This window comes from Trichlorobacter lovleyi, assembly GCF_015239775.1.
Classification (GTDB): Bacteria; Desulfobacterota; Desulfuromonadia; order Geobacterales; family Pseudopelobacteraceae; genus Trichlorobacter; species Trichlorobacter lovleyi_B.
This window is the reverse complement of the sequence record NZ_CP058409.1, coordinates 3,596,394-3,611,669: the sequence shown is the minus strand read 5'-3', so window position 1 is coordinate 3,611,669 and position 15,276 is coordinate 3,596,394. Positions and strand designations below refer to the sequence as shown.

Here is a 15,276-nt window from a genome sequence, read left to right as displayed (position 1 = left end):
GTAACTTAACTATCGTCTGCGATGGAATAATCTAATGTCCAACTTTGCTACCGCTATAATCGGATCAGCTGCCCCGCTTCCCTCAAAAACGATTGATCCACTTATCGCTGAACGCACCGTTTTTAACGACGACCGAACTCACCGGTTTACGCTCTTTCGTTACTGGAGCAACCCAGAGGACTACGCGTGTGGAATCAGCATGAATCCCTCAGGTGCGGCAGAAGACGTGAGCGATCCGACTGTTGACGGTATGGTTCGCCGGGCACAGGAGCACTGGGGTGTTGGTGCATATTATCAGCTTAACGTTATGTCTGTTCGAGGTACCTATTCGTCAGACCTTACTAAAACTTCTGTGGTCAATCTTCCTGAGAACGATGAATGGATTCGGCGGGTCGCTGCAAGAGCACGAATCGTTGTAGTGAGCTGGGGGAATCCTGGTCACAAGTCAGGCCGTGGAGTTGCAGTGGAAAAGATTTTACGTGAAGTGTGTGATCCAACGAAAATATTTTGCTTTGGTAAGAACAAGAATGGGTCTCCAGCCCATCCTCTCTATCAACGGATTGACGCACCATTGGTCCCCTACTTTGAGGAATTTTGTGACAGCCATGTCAGGATTAAATGAGGTGAGGAATATAGGGACGGCTCAAACAGACTCTCTAAAAGACGAAGGAACACGAGGGAATGAAAGATGCAACTCTTCATTCCCTCGTTTCAAACAATAACGGAAAGACCAGAGTCCAACAATCGGTCCGACCTATTTAATAATAATACGATCCAGCGTCACGCTACCGGCAGCAATGGTCAGTCCTCCCTCCACAGAGGTGAAATCGCTGGGTGTGCCGAAGGCAGGGTCGTATCCACCTTGCAGCACAACACTTATATCCCTTCCCAACGAAAGGCTCTCAAGAAAGGTCATGGTCTTTGCCTTTAAGACATCACTAGTAACAGCAGCCTCGTAGGCGGTAGTCAGTGTGCCGTAGGGGGTGGTCAGAAGGTTTCTGCGCACGTTGTCCTGTGCTGCAAAGGTCGCCGGAATATACAGGTTGCCGGTCAGGTTGACGGTGCAGTCTCCGGTGCCGGGGCAGATGCTTGTCCAGGCAGAAAAAGTATACCCATAGGCTTCTGTGTGGTAGAGGACGACACTGCTGTTTTTGGGGAAATAAGCAAAACAGGTGCCGGTAGAGCAGGATATGCCGCTGGGGTTACTGGTAACCGTGCCCTTGCCGAAGATGCCGACCGTCAGTTTAGCTGCCTGATCAAAGGTGGCGGTAACGGTTTTTGCTGCATCAACCGTTACAGAGCAGGTGCCTGAACCGGTACAGGCGCCGGACCAACCCACAAATAAAGAACCGGCATTAGGCGTTGCGGTAAGGGTGACTACCGTTCCTTGATCATGTAAGGAGGTGCAACTGCCGCTGCTGCAACTTGCACTGACCGGGCTGCCGGTTATCGTGCCACTTCCGGTACCGGCAAGCGTCGTGGTCAGTTTCATCTGACCACCGCGGACTGGCCAAGCGGCCAATAGAGAATCGGATCGAGCAAACCACTTAAATCCGGTTGGCGAGATTGTATAGAGGTACTGCTGATCTACAGCAGGATACACCTGGTAAACAGTTGAGCTCCAATAGACCGCCTGTAAATTAGAAAATAAGAACGGGCTATCAACAGGCACTGGCGGAGCTTGCTGCTGAAAATCAACCAAGCTTTCAAGTTCTTTGACGTTAGGTAATCGCCATTGCCCGGCCGTGGAACCATCGCTCAAACCACAGGCACCACTTGCCAGAGTATTGGCAGTAGTAAGAGCGTTATACCAGTCCATATTGCCAAAGCAGTTGGCGTACTGCAGCCAGATCAATCCGGTTAGTTTGTCGGTAACCGTGCCATCGCCATTTTCAACAAAACGTGGTGTTGGCCAGGCAACACCAGCTTGCAGATCTCCATCGTCACCTGCTGCATACTTCGTTGTCTGTCCGGTCTTACGTAATGCTGCCGAAGTTGTAGAGTCAGCCTGACCACGAACCGGCAGCACAAAGAAATGAGCAGGATCAATTTTTGTAACAGAAGTTGGAGTACCAACGCTCATAGAAATATAAATAGCATTACTGCTATCCAACGGATCAGTGTTTGAACTCCAATAGTAGTACGATCTGTATAAGGATGTATTATCGAGACTAAGCAGTTCAACAACATTTGGCAAACGCCAGTCACTGAACCCCAAGTATTTTTCTGTGTTCAGCTTGGCAACATAATCAAGGGCATGCTGCCAGTAGACTCTCCCGTCTTGCGGGGTACTGTCATTGTCAAAGGACGGGTCTCTGGTACTCATCAGGTTCGGGTTTGATACCCAGGTCAGACCGGTCATAGTATCGGTTATTGTCTGGTTGCCATTATCGGTAAACCGTGAAGATGGCCAAGGTACTCCAGCTTGCACGGCTCCATCCTGTCCGGTGCCCTCACAGGCGACGGCACGACCGTTGACATAGCAGGTGGTTTGCCCAGTTGCAGGCAGGTTGATGGTGGCAGCAGCTGCTGAAGGTGAGGCAGACAGCAGTGAAAAAAGGGCAACCGCTGCAATGGGCAGAGAAAAGCGGGCTGCTGAAGATAATCGTGTGTGCATGGTAACCTCCCGTATCTATACATATTTAATGTGGATATACAGAATCAAAAAAGAGGTACGTACACACTGTACGCAGGAAACCCAGTATACATAGCTCGTGAAATCAGCCCGAGTTGCCCATAAAATTGGGACAGACGGAATCAGTTTTGTTATAAAAAGTCAATGATTATTTGTTGGCTAACATCCTGCTTGGCCGGACAGTTCTGGTGACCGTATATTGATTAAGAGCAGAAAAACGGCTTATTCACTGTATCAAGCAACTGCTGTTCAATAATGATCCCTACATTGAGCAATCAGGAGCGTATCACCTTCAACCGCATAGACCAAGCGGTGGCAGCTGTCTATTCTGCGTGACCAGAAACCGGCCAACTGATGCTTGAGCGGCTCCGGCTTGCCGATACCGGCAAACGGTTCTCGCTGGATATCACGGATAAGTTGATTGATCCGTTTCAGCATCGCCTTGTCGGTTGTCTGCCAGTAGAGGTAGTCCTCCCATGCTGCGGTTGAGAATTTAATCATCATTCCACTAGGTCTCTGACCTGCCCGCCGCCTGCACGCAGTTCCTCCACAGATTCAAGCAACCGTTTGGCTCCCTGGGGATTACGGAGCAGATAGGCGGTTTCTTCGTATGCGTGGAAATCGTCGAGGGAAAGGATGACAACCGGTTTGCCACGCTGGCTTGTCACTACCACGGGAACGTGGTCTTCATTCACTGATTTCATGACCTCTGCAAAATGCTGGCGTGTATAGGTATAGGTCAGGGCGTTCATTGTTGGTACCTCCTTGCTGAATATGTACATAACTTAGTACATATTGCTAAGAAAAACAAGGCGACGATTCAGGGTAATCTGCGAAAATCCGTTCAATCCACGTTATCCGCGTGCTATTAACAGTCTGTGATCCCTCTCTACCAACAAATACTGCTTGCTATCCTGCTGGATCTGCTGCTGGGTGACCCCCGTTGGTTACCGCACCCGGTGCAGGGGATCGGCTGGCTGGCCCAGCGTTCTGAAGCGCCGTTGCGGCGTCTGATTACCCATCAGAAACTTGCCGGTATTGTTGCTGTTTTTTGGGTGGTGGGCAGTGCGACGGCAGTTGGCTTTGGCCTGCTGAGGCTGGCAGGCAGTATCCATCCGCTGTTAGGTGATCTGGTGTCCGTGCTGCTGCTCTATACCTGTTTTGCAACCCGTTCCCTGCATGATCATGCCCTGGCGGTCTATCGTCCGCTGAAGGCTGGTAATCTGGCAGCAGCGCGGCAACGGGTCAGCTGGCTGGTGGGCCGGGATACGGCTGAGCTGGATGAGGGGGAGGTTACCCGTGCTGCGGTGGAGTCGGTGGCGGAAAACACGGTGGACGGTTGTACCGCCCCACTGCTGTATGCCTGTCTGGCCGGACCGATGGGGGCGCTGGCCTACAAGGCGATCAGTACGCTTGATTCCACCTTTGGCTACAAAAATGAGCGCTACCTGCAGTTTGGCTGGGCATCAGCCCGGCTGGATGACTTGGCAAACCTGATTCCCAGCAGGCTCACGGCCCTGCTGACCATTGTTGCGGCCAAGTTGTTGGGATTATGTGCTGCTGATGCCTGGCGGATCTTTTTACGTGACCGCCATAACCACCCCAGCCCCAACGGCGGTCAGATCGAGGCCAGCGTGGCCGGTGCCCTGAGGGTGCGTCTGGGCGGGGTCAACAGCTACTTTGGTCAGCCCAGTACCAGACCGTTTATGGGAGATCCGCTGCAACCGCTGCAGGCACGACATATCCTGCAGGCAGTGCGGTTGATGTGGCTGGTGTACGGTCTGACGGCGCTGATCGGGGTGGGGTGCAGGCTATTGGTCGGATGAAACTGGCTGGAAATACAGTGCTGCAGAGCAAACGAGGCACCCGGATTTGTCCAGGTGCCTCGTCGTTTTGGGTAGGTGCGGTAGCTTAATGCGGCAGCATCTGGCCGAAGGTGTGAATCCGGTTGGCACCGCCGTGGATCTGCAGGCCGCCACCCCAGGAACCGTCATCATAGATGCTGGAACCGAGCATGATGAGCTTGTGGTTGTTCAGGTTCAGGTCGGTGCCAAGGGCGAGGGTCTGGCGGAATTCCGGATTGTCGTAGAAGATGGAACTGCCGTGCTGGTGAATCCGGTTGGCGCCGCCCCGCAGGATCAGGCCGCCACCCTGGGAGCCGTCGTCATAGATGGATGAGCCCTGCATGATGATCTTCCTGCTGCCCAGGTTCAGGTTACTGTTGATCGTGATGGTCCCCTGGCGGAACTCCGGTTGATCGTAGATGATCGGGTTGCCGTGCAGATGGACCCGGCTGGCGCCGCCGCGGATGATCAGGCCGCCTCCCTGGGAGCCGTCATCATAGATGCTGGAACCGAGCATGATAATCTTGTGGTTGCCCAGGTTGAGGTTGCCGTCATCCTGCAGGTAGGAGGCCAGCTGTTTCAGGCGCTGGATCTCATGGGGAGCAAAGGCGTCATGGGCCGCTCCTGCGGCAAAGACGGTCAGCAGGGTCACCAGGATACCGATGATGAAGCTTTTTGCGTCAATGCTTTTCATGATCATTCCTCCTTGCGCAGGCTGGTTTATGCATCCCCCAGATGTTTGTTGGGGATCAGGTAGTTGCGGATGTAATCGCTGACAGCCGCCTCCAGTGAGAGGGTTGCTGCGGTGTAGCCGGTCTGGCGGATCTTCTGGGTCTCGGCACAGGTGTGATACTGGTAGGTATTGCGGATCGATTCCGGCATGTCGATGTAGTCAATCGCCACCGGCAGGTCCATGGCGTTAAAGACCGCCGTTGCCAGCCGGTTCCAGCTGGCGGTGCTGCCGCCCCCCACGTTGAAGATGCCGGCCGCCTCACGGTTGTCCAGAAAGTGCAGGGTCATGGCCGCTGCATCCTTGACATAGACAAAGTCCCGCACCTGCTCGCCATCGGCGTAGTCCGGGCGGTGGGATTTGAACAGCTTGAGCCGGCCGGTTTCGGAGATCTGTTCAAAGGCCTTCTGCACCAGGGAGCGCATCTCCCCCTTGTGCTGCTCATTGGGGCCGTAGACGTTGTAGTATTTCAGCCCCACCAGCTCGGTCAGCAGCCCCTGCTGCTGGGCCCAGAGATCAAACAACTGCTTGGAATAACCGTACATGTTCATGGGGCGCAACTTGGTCAGCAGGGTTTCGTCATCGGAAAAACCCAGTTCGCCGTTGCCGTAGGTGGCAGCGCTGGAGGCATAGATGAAGCGGGCCCCCTGCTCTTTGGCAAACAGGGCTGTCTTACGGGAATATTCGAAGTTGTTGCGGATCAGGTAGCTGGCATCCCGCTCGGTGGTGGCAGAACAGGCCCCGAGGTGGATAATCGCCTGCAGCGGTCCGGAAAGGCGTGCTGGCAGGGTGCCGTTGTCCAGCAGTACCTCAAAGGCGTCCTTTTCAAGGTAATCCCTGAACTTGAGTGGTGCCAGGTTGCGCCATTTCTCGGTCAGACCCAGGTGGTCCACCACCAGGATGTTCTCGATACCACGCTGGTTCAGGCCATGTACAACAGCGCTGCCGATCAGGCCGGCGCCTCCGGTTACAATGATCATCTCTTGATTCCTCCCTCACGATTCTGTTAGGGATGATTACCGAAGAATCGAATGCTGTCAAATGTAATTCCAGTCCGATAGCAAGGTGCTATCTTCATTGCTATTGCCGGAGGTGTTGCATGCTCTGCCGTTCTGTCTGCCCCTATGACTGTCCCGATGCCTGTGGTCTGCTGATAACCGTTGAAAATGACCAGGCGGTCAAGATTGAGGCTGACCCACATCATCCGATTACCCAAGGGCTGATCTGCGGCAAGATGCGTCAGTACCAGCAGACCGTCCACTCGCCGCAACGCCTGACCACGCCGCTGCTGCGGACCGGTCCCAAGGGCAGCGGCCGGTTTGCCCCGATCAGCTGGGACGAAGCCGTGCAGCGGATCTGCTCCCGCTGGCAGGAGATCATCCCGCAGTATGGCGCCGAGGCGATCCTGCCCTATTCCTATGCCGGTACCATGGGGCTGGTACAGCGCAACAGCGGTCACCCTTTCTTCCACAAACTGGGGGCCAGCCGTCTGGCCCGCACCATCTGCACCCCTGCCAAGGATTACGGCTGGAAGGCGGTCATGGGTGATACCCCGGCCCTTGACCCTGCTGAGCGCAGTCAGAGTGATCTGATTATCCTCTGGGGGCTGAATGCCGCTGCCACCAGCATCCACAGCATGGCTGCTGCCCAGGCGGCCCGGAAACGGGGGGCACAGGTCTGGGCCGTTGATACCTATCGGACTCCTACCTGTCAGGCCGTGGACCGGGCGATTATCGTCAAGCCGGGCAGTGATAGTGCCCTGGCCCTGGGGATGCTGCAGGTGATGGTGGCAGAAGGGTTGTCGGATCAGACGTTTATCCGTGACAATGTGGCTGGTTTTGAGGAGCTTTGTGGCCAGGTTCTGCCGGATTGCAAGCCTGAACAGATGGCTGCCATCTGTGGTCTTCCGGCTGATACGATCCGTGGTCTGGCACGGGTCTATGCCGCAGCCAAGGCCCCCCTGATCCAGGTCGGGGGCGGTTTGACCCGCTATGGCAACGGTGCCATGACCATCCGCTGCATTGCCGCCTTGCCGGCCGTTAGCGGGGCCTGGCAGCGGCCAGGCGCAGGTCTGTTCTGTGGTACCTCCACCGGGGCCGCCTTTCCGCTGCAGCGGGTCACCCGTGAGGATTTCATGACCAGTCCGACCCGGATCGTGAACATGAATCAGCTGGGGGCGGCCCTGAATAATCTGAATGATCCCAAGGTGATGTCGTTGTACGTCTACCATTCCAACCCGGCTGCCATTGCCCCGGACCAGAATGCGGTCATACAGGGGCTGGAGCGGGAGGAGCTGTTCACGGTGGTGCATGAACGTTTCATGACCGACACCGCCCGCTATGCCGACATCGTCCTACCTGCCACCAGTTCGCTGGAACATCCCGATCTGTACCGCAGTTACGGCAGTTACCAGGCCCAGCGCTGCAGTAGGGTGATCCCGCCGCTGGGTGAGACAAAATCCAACTGGGAAACCTTCTGTCTGCTGGCACAGGGGATGGGCTGGGATGAGCCGTTTTTCAGGCAGTCGGCGGATGACCTGATTGACCAGCTGCTGGCCGAGCCCAATGAATGGCGTGATGCTGCGGTTACCGAACAGCTCCGGCAGGGGGAGCCGGTCTTGCTGACGCCCCCGACCTCGCCGCGGGGCCCCTGGTTGACACCAACCGGGAAGATTGAGCTGCGCAATGAGCGGGAATCGCAGCCGCTGCCCTGCCTGCTGCCCACCCATGCCGAGGCAGACGGGTTTCCGCTGCGGCTGCAGCCAAGTGTCAGTCTGTACAGTCTGAACTCCAGCTTCAACGAGCGCGACGACCTGCTGCAGAAGCGGGGAGAGCCGACGCTGCTGATGCACCCTGCTGATGCCGCTGCCCGGCAGCTGCACGATGGTCAGCCGGTCTGTCTCTACAACCAGCTCGGATCAGTTGAGCTGGCGCTGCAGGTAACGGAACAGGTGCCCTGCGGTACCGTGGTCAGCGAAGGGGTTTACCGGCTTGATCGCAGCCGGTCCGGGCGTGGCATCAATGCCCTGACCTCGCAGCGTCTGACCGACTGCGGTGAAGGCAGCACCCTCTATGATGTGGCGGTTGAGGTGGCCGCTGCAAAAAAGTAGGTGAAATACCCCAGAAGAGGGTGGTATAGTAGCTATTTTAGAACACATTTATAAGGAGTACCCCATGAGCTTCTTCCTCGATAAATACTTGGGCTTAAAGATCAAGACCCGTATTTACCTGCTCTGTGCCTGCTACAGTTTCTGCATCATCTTCGGGGTCGGGGCCGGCCGCTCACTGCCCCTGACCTACTCAATCCTGACCACCGCCCTGTTTGTGGCGGCCGGGGCGTTCTTCGGCGGCCTGCTGTTCTGGTCGGTCAACGATGCCCTGCAACGGATTCTTTCCTACCTGAAGGAAATGACCGAAGGCAACCTGCGCCAGACCATTTCGGCCAAACGGAATAACGAGATCAGTGCCATCATCCGTTCCATCGCCACCCTGCAGACCGCCATGCAGACCATGATCTCCGGCATCCGGCAGACAACCGACAGTGTTGCTTCAGCATCGGAGCGGCTCCGTCAGACAGCTGAAAACATTGCCGATGGCACCGGCAGTGCGGCCTCCCAGTCCGATGCGGTCAGCCAGTCAGCCGATGGTATGGCCAGCGTCAGCAGTGAGATCGCCTGCAGTTGCGATACCATGTCGGCCATGGCCACCGAGGCCGAGCAGGTCTCACGGGAAGGGGAGCGGATCATCGCCGGCATGTCGGTGGTGATGGGCAGTATTGAAGGGGTGATGACCGAGACCACCTCTGCGGTCAAGAACCTGGGTGATACCTCCAACCAGATCGGCGATATCCTTTCCACCATCAGCGACATTGCCGATCAGACCAACCTGCTGGCCCTGAACGCCGCCATAGAGGCGGCCCGGGCAGGTGATCAGGGGCGTGGTTTTGCCGTTGTTGCCGATGAGGTGCGCCATCTGGCAGAGCGGACCACCAGCGCCACCCGCGAGATTCAGGGGATCATCACCGCCCTGCAGCGGGATGTGCGGGCCGTGGTCGGTTCCATGGAACAGAGTGCCGGCAGTGTGCATGAAGGGGGCGAGGGGGTGCGGCTTTCCTGTGAGGCGATCGGCAGCATCCGTGAAAAGATCGGTGAACTGCTCAGCCAGGTATCCCATGTCGCTTCCGCCGCTGCCCAACAGTCAAGTTCAACGGTGGCTATTTCCGGCAGCATGCATGGCATTACCTCCGTGATCCGTGAGGCTGCCCACGGCGCCGATGAAACCAGAAACGCTGCTGCCCAGATGGCATCGTCATCGGCAGAACTGCAGCAGATGGTCAGCAAGTTCCGTATCAACTGAAAACCGTTGCGGAGGCCATCGTCCCTCCCCATGACGTTTTCTCTATCTCGAGTTTGAAAGGTTCTTTATGCGACGTTTCGTGCGCAGTACACTTTGTTCGTTTTTCCTTTGTCTGGCAGCCCTGACTGTCCAGGCTGCTGAGCAACCGGCAGCCCCGGCAACGCCGTCAGCTGCTCTTGGGCCTGCGTCTGCTGCCCCTGCGGCACAACCGGATCTGAAACCTGTTCCGGGGCTGAGCCTGCTGCCCGCAGCCAAGCCCGCTCCCCAAGCGCTGGCGGTAGCAAAGATCGGTGTGGTGGATGTCAACAAGGTCTCCACCGACTCAGCCATGGGCAAGGCAGCCCAGCATCAGATCAAGGCGCAACAGACCAAATTGCAGAAGCAGGTCGAGGCAAAGCGGAAGCAGCTGGATAAGTTCAAGGCTGATACCGAACGTCAGCTGCCCAGCCTGTCACCCCAGCAGCGGGAGGCAAAGCAGCGGGAATTCCAGAAAAAAATTGAAGAGTTTCAGAAGTTTGGCCTGAAGTCGGAAAAAGAGCTGATGGAAAGCCAGCAGAAGCTGACCAAGGGGCTGTTTGAGGCGATCGGCAAGGCTGCAGACGAGCTGGGTAGGGCCAAGGGATTGGCCGCGGTTGTGATCAATCGTGAGCTGCTTTTTCTGGGGGCAGGGGTTGAGCCGCTTGACATCACAGCGGATTTGATCACGCTGCTGGATGGAAAAACAAAGTCGAAGTAGGCAGCTTTGAGCCTGCGTAGAAAAAGGGCCACCGGGTAACGGTGGCCCTTTTTCTGTCCGGCACTCAGGCCTCCTTCCGGGCACCGGCCTCTGCACCCTGGGCCGTGGTATCAACGCTCAGCGGTTCCTCCGTTGCCCGGCGAAAACCCTTGATGGCCCCCCCCAGCGACGAGCCCAGCTGAGGCAGCTTGCCCGGTCCGAACACCACCAGGCAGATCACCAGGATCAGGACCAGTTCCGGCATACCAAATCCAAACATGGGCAGCTCTCCTTTCGGCTACTTGGCTATGGCCGCCTTGTAGGCCTCAATCACCTTACGCACCTTTTCAGAGGGCGGGCCGACTGTGATCAATCCCAGGGGACGTTCGATCTTGTCCGTCTTGACCACCACTACCCCCGCTTTGACAAACCCGGCTCCCAGGCCGCCGATGGCGGCAGGATCTTTGGCCACCTCGGCGCTGATGGTGGCCACATTGACCGGCAGGGTCTCCTTGAGATACTCCTCATTTTTGAGAACCTTCTGTTTGATCAGGCCCCGGGTGGCGCTGGAGAGGGTATCGGTGACCACCTTGATGGTCTGGTCAGCCCCGCCCAGCTCTTTCCAGTTGGTGATCTTGCCGGTGTGGATATCCTTCAGCTGCGGGAAGGTCAGTGTCTGGACCTTGTTGGCCGGGTTGACCACAAAGACCACCTGATCCATCTGAATGGCGTGCAGCTGTAACTTGGAGGTGTCCACCTCACGCCCGGCGGCCTTGGCCCCCTTGGCAACGGTCTCAACCGAGGCAGAGGCCAGTGAGGCATCGCACTTGCCATCAGCCAGATCAATCAGACCTTTGCCGGCATTGCTCTTGACGATCTCAAGGCTGTAGCCGGTGGCCTTCTCAACCGCGGCCTTGTGGGGATTGATCAGGCTGTCCACCACACTGGCGGCGCCGTACAGCTTGACTACCGTCTTGGCAGCCTCGAATTTGCGGTGGCAGGAGTTGCAGTCGTTAAAGGCCCGCTTGCCGTTATGGCAGACAAAACAGGCCTTGTCCTCAAAGTGGTTCTGCATGGTGATCAGGGCCTTCTTCTGGGTCTCAAAGATGGCACTGTGGCAGTCATTGCAGACCATCCCCTTGGACGCGTGCAGCCTGCCGTCAAAGATGACCCGGCCCTGGCCGGCCCCCCCATACAACAGGGCCTTGTCATGGGTGGCAAATGACAGACCGGACAGAGTCAGCAGCAGGCAGATCATCAGCATGAGTGTTCTGTACATGGGTCGCTCCTGATACAGCTGCGGCAGGCATCAGCCTGCCGCAACCGGGAAAGGGTATGGTTAAACCAGAATAGTCCTGCTGACCTTCTTGACATCAGCGGTACCGGTCAGGGTCATGGCAACCACCAGCTCACCCTGCATCTTCTTCAACATCAGGGCCACACCTTCAGGGCCGCCACCCACGGAACCGCGCACCAGCGGACGGCCCACCAGCACCGCATCAGCCCCCAGGGCCAGCATCTTGAGCACATCGGCACCGTAACGGACACCGCCGTCAGCAAGGATAACGATATCCCCCTTGACCTTGTCGGCAATGGCCGCCAGCACCTGGGCGGTACCGGGGGTGTGGTCCATCACCCGTCCGCCGTGGTTGGAAACCACGATCCCGGCTGCGCCGACGTCAACCGCCTGCTTGGCCTCATCCACGGTCATGATCCCTTTGATGATGAACGGCATTTTGGTTGCGTTTGCCAGTTCACGCAGCTGCTTCAGGTTTTTGGGTTCCACGGTCTTGCCGGGCAGGGCCCGTGAGGCCCGTCCTGCCGAGTCGATATCAATGGCAAAGAACGGTGCCCCGGCAGCTTCCAGCAGGCGGATCCGCTCGATGATCTCGGCCTGGGTGCGGGGCTTGATCTGACCTGCTGCCTTGCCGCGGTATTTTGCCACGGTTTGCAGGCGGGTCTGATAGACCGAGAGCGGATCACCGATGCCGTCAGCGGCAAAACCGATCGTACCGGCCTGGATACAACCGGCAATGATCCCCTCGATGTACTCCTCTTCCGAGACCTTGCCCTGCAGCCCCATGTTGTAGGTCACACCACCGGTAATACCGGAGAGGATCGGCATGGACAGTTTGACCCCGAACAGGGTCAGCGAGGTGTCCGGCTTCTTGATCTCGTGGAAGGTCCGCATATTCAGCTCATACTTGGCCAGTGCGGCCAGATTGTTGCGGAAGGCCTTGCCGGAGTCGATGCCGCCCATGCCGGGGACTTCGCCGGAACAGGCCACGCCGTCGCATTCCGGGCAGACCCGGCAGCGCGGGTACATCTTCTCACGGGCCACCTTCAAGACCTGATCCAGCTTGAGGGCACTCTTGCCTGTTGCGGCTGCCGTTGCGCCGGTGGCGGCCTTCTTTGCCTCCTCAGCGGCATTGGCCTCCCGTGGGCTGCCCACGGCCTGTACTGCCAGCACGCTGGCACCAACCACTGCTGCGGTCTTGATGAAGTCACGCCTGCTGAAACCACCTGCTGAGATGCTTTCCTGCTCGTCATGGATCTGTGACATGGCCTTGCCTCCTTTGGTGTTTTCCAGCTTCAGGCCCGTGGGCCGGCAACTGGAGTTGGTGACAGAAACAAAGAATATCGGGATGTTGAGGTTTACGCTAAGGGTGGTCCCGGATGATTTCAGCCTAGCGCAGCTTCAGCGCAAGCTGAATCACAACCTGCTGAGCAGCAGATTGCGGGGCTGAATGGCACAAAACAGGGGGTGAACGGTTGGACTGGGATGGTTTGAACACTGAAACGCGTATTGTTAGGCATACAACCCCTACAAACATCTCTAACCCCTCCCGGCCTCCCCTTGTCAGGGGAGGGGCAACCGCAAGGGAGGCTTAAAACCTCCCCCCTGACAAGGGGGGAATGAGGGGGGTTGGTTTCAGCTACGGTCAGACCTGGGAGATCAGGTGTTTCTTGAGATCCTTGGCATGGTAGCGACTGACCAGGATCTCGGTCCGGGCCGGGTCGTTCATCACCAGTTTGCAGCTGCCGCTGAACCAGGGGATGATCTCCAGTATGCAGTTGAGATTGACCAGGGAGTTGCGGTGGGCACGGAAGAAGGCGTACGGCTCAAGCTGTTCCTGCAGCGCGGTAATGGTGTGGCTGGTCTGGTAGATCCGCGTGGCGGTATGGATATGGGTGACCGCTTCGGTACAGCGGACGAAGACAATACTCTCCGGTGCTATCGGCAGGATCTTGCTGCCCTGGCGGGCCGCTACCCACTTGCGGTCGTCATGGGGCGGTTCAGGCAGGGGCCTTTCAGGGCCGGGCGGCGTTGTGGCCAGCTGCTTGCGTACCTTGTCGATGGTCCTGCCAAGCCGTTCCAGGGTGACCGGCTTGAGCAGATAATCAAACGCCTCAAGATTGAAGGCATCCACCGCAAACTGGCTGTAGGCGGTGGAAAAGACCACCAGCGGGCGTTCCGGCAGTTCCTGGAGGATCTGGGACAGTTCAATCCCGGTCAGTCCCGGCATCTGGATATCCAGAAACAGCAGCTGGGGCTTCAGCTGGCGCAGCAGACGCAGCCCTTCCGTTGCGGTGGCGGCCTCGCCGACAATCTCAAGTCCCGGCAGTTGCTCCAGCAGGTAGCGCAGCTCCCGCCGGGCAGGGGCCTCGTCGTCGATCAGATAGACCGTGATGTTCATGCGGCCACCGGGATTGAAAAGGAGATCGTCGTGCCGGCGCCGGGGGTGCTCTCGATCCTGAGGGCCCGTTTGCGGCCATAGAGTGCCACCAGGCGGGCATTGACGTTTTTCAGGGCAATCCCCAGCCCCTCTTTGCCGGTGGGATGCTGCCGGGTTGTCAACAGGCCGGACAGCTTGGCCTGGTCCATGCCGACCCCGTTGTCCGCAACCCTGATATGCAGGTTTTGCTGCTCTTTGCGGGCCTGGATCGTGATATCTCCGCCTGCATCCCGCGGCAGGATGCCGTGGCGGATGCCGTTTTCCACCAGGGGTTGCAGGATCAATGGCGGCACCGGGCAGTCTAGGGCGGCCTCATCGATCTGGTAGTGTATCCGGACCCGCTCCTCAAAACGGGCCTGCTCAATCGCCAGATAGGCCTCGCAGTGTTGCAGTTCAACCGAGAGCGGCACCTCGCGCTCGGTGGTGGCGGTGCTGTTGCGGAAGAACTCTGCAAGTTTTACCAGCAGGTTGGTGGCGACGGCCGGGTCGGTGCGGGTATAGCTGATGATGGTGGAGATGGCATTGAAGAGGAAATGGGGGTTGATCTGGGCCTGCAGCGCCCGGATCTCCGCCTTGGCCAGCTGCTGCTCCCGGAAGACGGTGGAGATCAGCTGGACAAAGACGGCGTTGCCAAGTCCGTTGACCAGAATCGAGGGGAAGGCCAGTACCGCCACAAGGTGCAGGGCCGAGGAGAACGGTTTGGCCAGCAGCAGGATCAGCGCCATCTTCAGGATTTCATTGACGGCGCCCACCGCAAAGGCGGCAAAGATGTCGTATTCGACCCGGCGCAGGCGGGGATAGAGCCAGGCCGCCACCAGCCCCTGCAGGACCGTGGCAATGCCGCAGGAAAGGGAGGTCAGCCCGGCAGGATCAATGGCATAGCGGTGGATGCCCGCCACCAGTCCGGCTGCCAGGCCGACCAGCGGTCCGCCCAGGATACCGGCCAGGGCCACCGCCACCCCGCGCAGGTTGGCTATGGCACCGTGAAAGGCAAAGCCGCTGTAGGTGGCCATGATGCCGGCCCCGCCGAACATGAACGCCAGCACCAGCTTGTCCCTTCTGCTGGCGATGCCGGTCAGCAGACGTTTAAAGGCCTTGAAACGGATCAGGAATATGAACAGGATGGCAAACAGGCCGAGGCGTTCGAACAGATCAAGAAAGAGTCCCATGGGTGCTCCTGATCTCTGGCAGGTTTTTAGCTGCTGGTGTGTTTAATGTAACAGACCGGAACGCTCTTTGCCAGCACTACCGGGCCAAGAC

The 15,276-nt window shown here is 57.8% G+C and carries 15 protein-coding genes; 5 read left to right on the top strand and 10 right to left on the bottom strand.

Going from position 1 to position 15,276, the window contains the following annotated elements; genetic code table 11:
- Positions 1-34: 34 nt before the first annotated feature.
- Positions 35-622: a DUF1643 domain-containing protein gene (locus tag FY034_RS16680; RefSeq protein ID WP_265552570.1), complete on the top strand. Its 588-nt coding sequence runs from the start codon at positions 35-37 to the stop codon at positions 620-622.
- A 132-nt stretch (positions 623-754) separates the two neighbouring features.
- On the opposite strand, the gene FY034_RS16675 is transcribed toward FY034_RS16680, so the two are convergent.
- The 3 genes from FY034_RS16675 to FY034_RS16665 all read right to left on the bottom strand — a co-directional run bounded on the left by FY034_RS16675 (position 755) and on the right by FY034_RS16665 (position 3,387).
- Positions 755-2,431 (bottom strand): DUF1566 domain-containing protein, encoded by a 1,677-nt coding sequence (locus tag FY034_RS16675; RefSeq protein WP_265552568.1) that lies wholly within the window; start codon positions 2,429-2,431, stop codon positions 755-757.
- Positions 2,432-2,884: 453 nt separating this feature from the next.
- Complete coding sequence (locus FY034_RS16670; RefSeq protein ID WP_265552565.1) at positions 2,885-3,139, bottom strand: Txe/YoeB family addiction module toxin; 255 nt, start codon at positions 3,137-3,139, stop codon at positions 2,885-2,887.
- Positions 3,136-3,387 (bottom strand): type II toxin-antitoxin system Phd/YefM family antitoxin, encoded by a 252-nt coding sequence (locus FY034_RS16665; RefSeq protein WP_265552564.1) that lies wholly within the window; start codon positions 3,385-3,387, stop codon positions 3,136-3,138. The genes FY034_RS16670 and FY034_RS16665 overlap by 4 nt, the downstream gene beginning before the upstream one ends.
- 126 nt (positions 3,388-3,513) lie before the next feature.
- Between FY034_RS16665 and cbiB the strand changes: the two genes are divergently transcribed.
- Positions 3,514-4,461, top strand: coding sequence for an adenosylcobinamide-phosphate synthase CbiB (cbiB, locus tag FY034_RS16660; protein WP_265552562.1), 948 nt, complete (start codon positions 3,514-3,516; stop codon positions 4,459-4,461).
- Positions 4,462-4,546: 85 nt separating this feature from the next.
- Here the strand turns inward: cbiB and FY034_RS16655 are convergent, their stop codons facing one another.
- A complete protein-coding gene (locus tag FY034_RS16655; protein ID WP_265552560.1) occupies positions 4,547-5,173 on the bottom strand; it encodes a hypothetical protein in 627 nt (208 codons plus the stop codon).
- A 26-nt stretch (positions 5,174-5,199) separates the two neighbouring features.
- Positions 5,200-6,189, bottom strand: a complete 990-nt coding sequence (rfaD, locus tag FY034_RS16650; RefSeq protein WP_265552558.1) for an ADP-glyceromanno-heptose 6-epimerase — start codon at positions 6,187-6,189, stop codon at positions 5,200-5,202.
- Between the two features lie 119 nt (positions 6,190-6,308).
- On the opposite strand from rfaD, the gene FY034_RS16645 reads away from it, so the two are divergent.
- The 3 genes from FY034_RS16645 (at position 6,309) to FY034_RS16635 (ending at position 10,300) form a co-directional block, all read left to right on the top strand.
- Complete coding sequence (locus FY034_RS16645) at positions 6,309-8,318, top strand: molybdopterin-dependent oxidoreductase (protein ID WP_265552556.1); 2,010 nt, start codon at positions 6,309-6,311, stop codon at positions 8,316-8,318.
- Positions 8,319-8,382: 64 nt separating this feature from the next.
- On the top strand, positions 8,383-9,564 hold the full coding sequence (locus FY034_RS16640) for a methyl-accepting chemotaxis protein (RefSeq protein ID WP_265552554.1): 1,182 nt from the start codon (positions 8,383-8,385) through the stop codon (positions 9,562-9,564).
- Positions 9,565-9,631: 67 nt separating this feature from the next.
- Entirely contained in the window at positions 9,632-10,300 is a 669-nt protein-coding gene (locus FY034_RS16635) for an OmpH family outer membrane protein (protein WP_265552551.1), read from the top strand.
- 64 nt (positions 10,301-10,364) lie between these two features.
- On the opposite strand, the gene FY034_RS16630 is transcribed toward FY034_RS16635, so the two are convergent.
- The 5 genes from FY034_RS16630 to FY034_RS16610 form a co-directional block, all read right to left on the bottom strand.
- The gene (locus FY034_RS16630; RefSeq protein WP_265552549.1) at positions 10,365-10,559 is read right to left on the bottom strand and encodes a twin-arginine translocase TatA/TatE family subunit; all 195 of its coding nucleotides are present in this window, start codon (positions 10,557-10,559) and stop codon (positions 10,365-10,367) included.
- 18 nt (positions 10,560-10,577) lie between these two features.
- Entirely contained in the window at positions 10,578-11,558 is a 981-nt protein-coding gene (locus FY034_RS16625) for a substrate-binding domain-containing protein (RefSeq protein ID WP_265552547.1), read from the bottom strand.
- A 60-nt stretch (positions 11,559-11,618) separates the two neighbouring features.
- On the bottom strand, positions 11,619-12,842 hold the full coding sequence (locus tag FY034_RS16620; protein WP_265552545.1) for an alpha-hydroxy-acid oxidizing protein: 1,224 nt from the start codon (positions 12,840-12,842) through the stop codon (positions 11,619-11,621).
- Between the two features lie 379 nt (positions 12,843-13,221).
- Positions 13,222-13,977: a LytR/AlgR family response regulator transcription factor gene (locus FY034_RS16615; RefSeq protein ID WP_265552543.1), complete on the bottom strand. Its 756-nt coding sequence runs from the start codon at positions 13,975-13,977 to the stop codon at positions 13,222-13,224.
- Positions 13,974-15,185: a LytS/YhcK type 5TM receptor domain-containing protein gene (locus FY034_RS16610; protein WP_265552541.1), complete on the bottom strand. Its 1,212-nt coding sequence runs from the start codon at positions 15,183-15,185 to the stop codon at positions 13,974-13,976. Before FY034_RS16610 ends, FY034_RS16615 begins: the two co-directional genes overlap by 4 nt.
- Between the last annotated feature and the right edge of the window lie 91 nt (positions 15,186-15,276).

Bases quoted from the DNA above. Each gene is read 5' to 3' on its own strand.
- FY034_RS16680 (WP_265552570.1), top strand. From the start codon at position 35: ATGTCCAACTTTGCTACCGCTATAATCGGATCAGCTGCCCCGCTTCCC.
- FY034_RS16670 (WP_265552565.1), bottom strand. From the start codon at position 3,139: ATGATGATTAAATTCTCAACCGCAGCATGGGAGGACTACCTCTACTGG.
- FY034_RS16665 (WP_265552564.1), bottom strand. From the start codon at position 3,387: ATGAACGCCCTGACCTATACCTATACACGCCAGCATTTTGCAGAGGTC.
- FY034_RS16655 (WP_265552560.1), bottom strand. From the start codon at position 5,173: ATGAAAAGCATTGACGCAAAAAGCTTCATCATCGGTATCCTGGTGACC.
- rfaD (WP_265552558.1), bottom strand. From the start codon at position 6,189: ATGATCATTGTAACCGGAGGCGCCGGCCTGATCGGCAGCGCTGTTGTA.
- FY034_RS16645 (WP_265552556.1), top strand. From the start codon at position 6,309: ATGCTCTGCCGTTCTGTCTGCCCCTATGACTGTCCCGATGCCTGTGGT.
- FY034_RS16640 (WP_265552554.1), top strand. From the start codon at position 8,383: ATGAGCTTCTTCCTCGATAAATACTTGGGCTTAAAGATCAAGACCCGT.
- FY034_RS16635 (WP_265552551.1), top strand. From the start codon at position 9,632: ATGCGACGTTTCGTGCGCAGTACACTTTGTTCGTTTTTCCTTTGTCTG.
- FY034_RS16630 (WP_265552549.1), bottom strand. From the start codon at position 10,559: ATGTTTGGATTTGGTATGCCGGAACTGGTCCTGATCCTGGTGATCTGC.
- FY034_RS16625 (WP_265552547.1), bottom strand. From the start codon at position 11,558: ATGTACAGAACACTCATGCTGATGATCTGCCTGCTGCTGACTCTGTCC.
- FY034_RS16620 (WP_265552545.1), bottom strand. From the start codon at position 12,842: ATGTCACAGATCCATGACGAGCAGGAAAGCATCTCAGCAGGTGGTTTC.
- FY034_RS16615 (WP_265552543.1), bottom strand. From the start codon at position 13,977: ATGAACATCACGGTCTATCTGATCGACGACGAGGCCCCTGCCCGGCGG.
- FY034_RS16610 (WP_265552541.1), bottom strand. From the start codon at position 15,185: ATGGGACTCTTTCTTGATCTGTTCGAACGCCTCGGCCTGTTTGCCATC.